Origin of the sequence: Amycolatopsis sp. SID8362 (assembly GCF_010550475.1) — a bacterium.
Taxonomy (GTDB): domain Bacteria; phylum Actinomycetota; class Actinomycetes; order Mycobacteriales; family Pseudonocardiaceae; genus Amycolatopsis; species Amycolatopsis eburnea.
In genome coordinates, this window is record NZ_JAAGNB010001628.1 from 1 (window position 1) to 2515 (window position 2515).

At 73.8% G+C, this 2515-nt stretch carries 3 protein-coding genes; 2 read left to right on the forward strand and 1 reads right to left on the reverse strand.

Translation table 11 applies throughout. The features are described from left to right. Nucleotides 1-908, forward strand: a 908-nt coding sequence (locus G3I65_RS50395) for a glucodextranase DOMON-like domain-containing protein (protein WP_275940199.1), incomplete at its 5' end; no start/stop codon positions are given. Between the two features lie 24 nt (nucleotides 909-932). Here the strand turns inward: G3I65_RS50395 and G3I65_RS50400 are convergent. Further along, complete coding sequence (locus G3I65_RS50400) at nucleotides 933-1949, reverse strand: aldo/keto reductase (protein ID WP_160702947.1); 1017 nt, start codon at nucleotides 1947-1949, stop codon at nucleotides 933-935. A 176-nt stretch (nucleotides 1950-2125) separates the two neighbouring features. Here G3I65_RS50400 and G3I65_RS50405 point away from each other — a divergent pair. Next, the coding region (locus G3I65_RS50405; RefSeq protein WP_160702949.1) for a YbaB/EbfC family nucleoid-associated protein at nucleotides 2126-2515 on the forward strand (390 nt) is incomplete at its 3' end.

The following is a 2515-nucleotide window of genomic DNA, read 5'->3' on the forward strand; positions in this document are numbered from 1 at the left end:
GGACCGCGCCGGCGGGCAGCCGGGTCGACCTCGCGGTGTCGGCCACCGACGCCGGGACGACTTCGGTGGTGACGGTCCGGGCGTCGGCGGCCGGGACGTTCGCCGCGACCGTGCCGACCCCGCTCGGCGCGAACGTCGTCACGGCGGCCGCGACCGGCGCGGGCACCGGGTACGCGCAGAAGACGATCAGCTCCGACTTCGTCACCGGCACGGTCCTGCTCGACACCGCCGACCCGGACGGCGACGACAACGGCCCGGGCACGTACACCTACCCGACCGCGGGCGACTTCCACGCCGGCGCGTTCGACCTGCAGCGCTTCCAGGTCATCGATTCGGGCGCGAACCTGGTGTTCCGCGCCCAGCTCCGCGACCTGTCCCCGACGTTCGGCTCCCCGCTGGGCGCGCAGCTGCTGACGATCTACGCGCACGACCCGGCCGCGACGGCGACGGCGACCGCGGCGCCGTTCCCGAGCCGGGCGTACACGATCGCGCCGCAGGACGCGTGGAGCCGGCGCATCGAGGTCCAGGGCTTCGCCGAACCGGCACTCGTCGACGCTTCGGGCGCTTCGCTGGCTTCGCCGTCCGTGCAGGCTTCGCAGGCGACGCGGTACATCACGGTCAGCGTGGCGAAGTCCGCGTTCGGGACGCCGTCGGCCGGGTGGACGTTCGCGGTGGTGCTCACCGGGCAGGACGGCAACTCCCCGGACCAGGCGCGCCCGTTCACGCCGACGGCCGGGCAGTACACGTTCGGCCTGTGCGCGCCGGGCGCGACGTCCCCGGTGTGCGCGATCGACCCGGCCACGGCCCCGAAGGCGTTCGACGTGCTGACGCCCTCCGGGGTGGAGCAGGCGGCGGAGCTCGACCCGACCCGCGGCCCGGTCCAGGTGCGCGGGGTCCCGGTCGGCTGAGGTCCATCACCATCCACAGTGGACTCAGTGCGGCAGGCCGGCGTTGAGCCGGGCCAGGATGCCGTGCGGGAAGGGCAGTTCCGGGGCGCTCACCTCGGTCAGCCGGTCGAGCTGGGCGTCGGTCACCTCGAGCGTCAGCGCGCCCAGGGTTTCCGCCAGCTGCTCCGGTGACCGCGCGCCGATCAGCGGGGCCGGCATCGACGGGCGGCGCGTCACCCAGTGCAGCGCCACCTGGGCCGCGGTCGCGCCGACCTCGGCCGCGACGTCGCGGACCGCGTCCAGCACCGCCCAGCGGGTCTCGGGCGAGGCGCGGAAACCGGCGTCGCCCGGGAGGGCGAGCCGGCCGGTGCCCTCGCCGTCGCGGGTGTACTTGCCGGTGAGGAAGCCGCCGCCGATCGCGCCCCACGGCTGGACCGCGATGCCGAACTCCCGCGCCAGCGGCACGAACTCGGCCTCGATCGCGCGCTCGATCAGGGAGTACTCCAGCTGCAGCGCCGTCACCGGGGGCCCGCCGAGCATCGCGGCCTTCGTCGCGTACCACGCCGGGACGTCGCTGAGGCCGGCCGCGCGGATCTTGCCGGCGCGCACGAGGTCGTCGAACGCCGCCACGACCTCCTCCGCCGGGGTGAAGCCGTCCCAGATGTGCAGCCAGTACAGGTCGACGTGGTCGACGCCGAGCCGGCGCAGCGACGCTTCCAGCGACGCGACCATGTTCTTGCGGCCGTTGCTGCGGCGGCGGGGATCGGAGTGCGGCCGGCCGTCGCGGAACTCCGGCCCGGAGTACTTGGTCGCGAGCACGACGTCGTCGCGCTCGACGTCGCGGAGGAACTCGCCGACAAGCTCCTCGCTCCGCCCGGCGCTGTAGTTGTCGGCGGTGTCGACGAAGTTGCCACCGCGCTCGGTGTAGGCGCGGAAGACCTTGCGGGCGGTGTCGTCGTCGGCGCAGAGGGGTCCGGTGCCGAAGGTCAGCGCGCCCAGCGCCAGCGGCGAGACGCGCAGCCCGGAACGGCCCAGCGGCCGGTAGTCGTCCAGTTCGGTCATGACTCGATCGTGCAACCCGGAGCGCGGTCCGGGTCAACCCGATCGGGGGCATTCGCGGGCAACTTCGGGGAGTCATCCAGGCATATGTCCGGCAAGCACCGGATGAACGTCCGGGGTGCGCTAGCCTGGCCGGATCACGGGCGCCGGCCCGATCCCCGTCTCGAGGAGTCGAATTCGTGCAACCCAACTTGGGGCCAGGTGAAGACTTCCAGCTGCTGCTCGAACGGCAGGTCCGGGAAATGCAGTCGAAGGCCGCGGCGCTGAACGAAGCGATTTCCGCGGCCGGGGCCACGGTCCGCACCCGCGACGGCGCGGTCACCGTGACCCTCGCCCCGAACGGCGCGCTGACGAACCTCGAGCTCGGGCACCGCGCGTGCGAGCTCGGCCCGGCGCGGCTGACCAAGGCGATCATGGGCGCGGTGCGCGACGCCCAGCGCCAGACCGCCCGCGCCGTCGCCGACTCCTTCGCGACCATCAACGGCGACGGCGAGTCGACCGAAATGGTCCGGTCCTTCCTGCCGCCGGACCCGCCACCGGACGGCGACTTCGCGGCACCCGAGAGCGCG

Bases quoted from the DNA above. Each gene is read 5' to 3' on its own strand.
- G3I65_RS50400 (WP_160702947.1), bottom strand. From the start codon at position 1,949: ATGACCGAACTGGACGACTACCGGCCGCTGGGCCGTTCCGGGCTGCGC.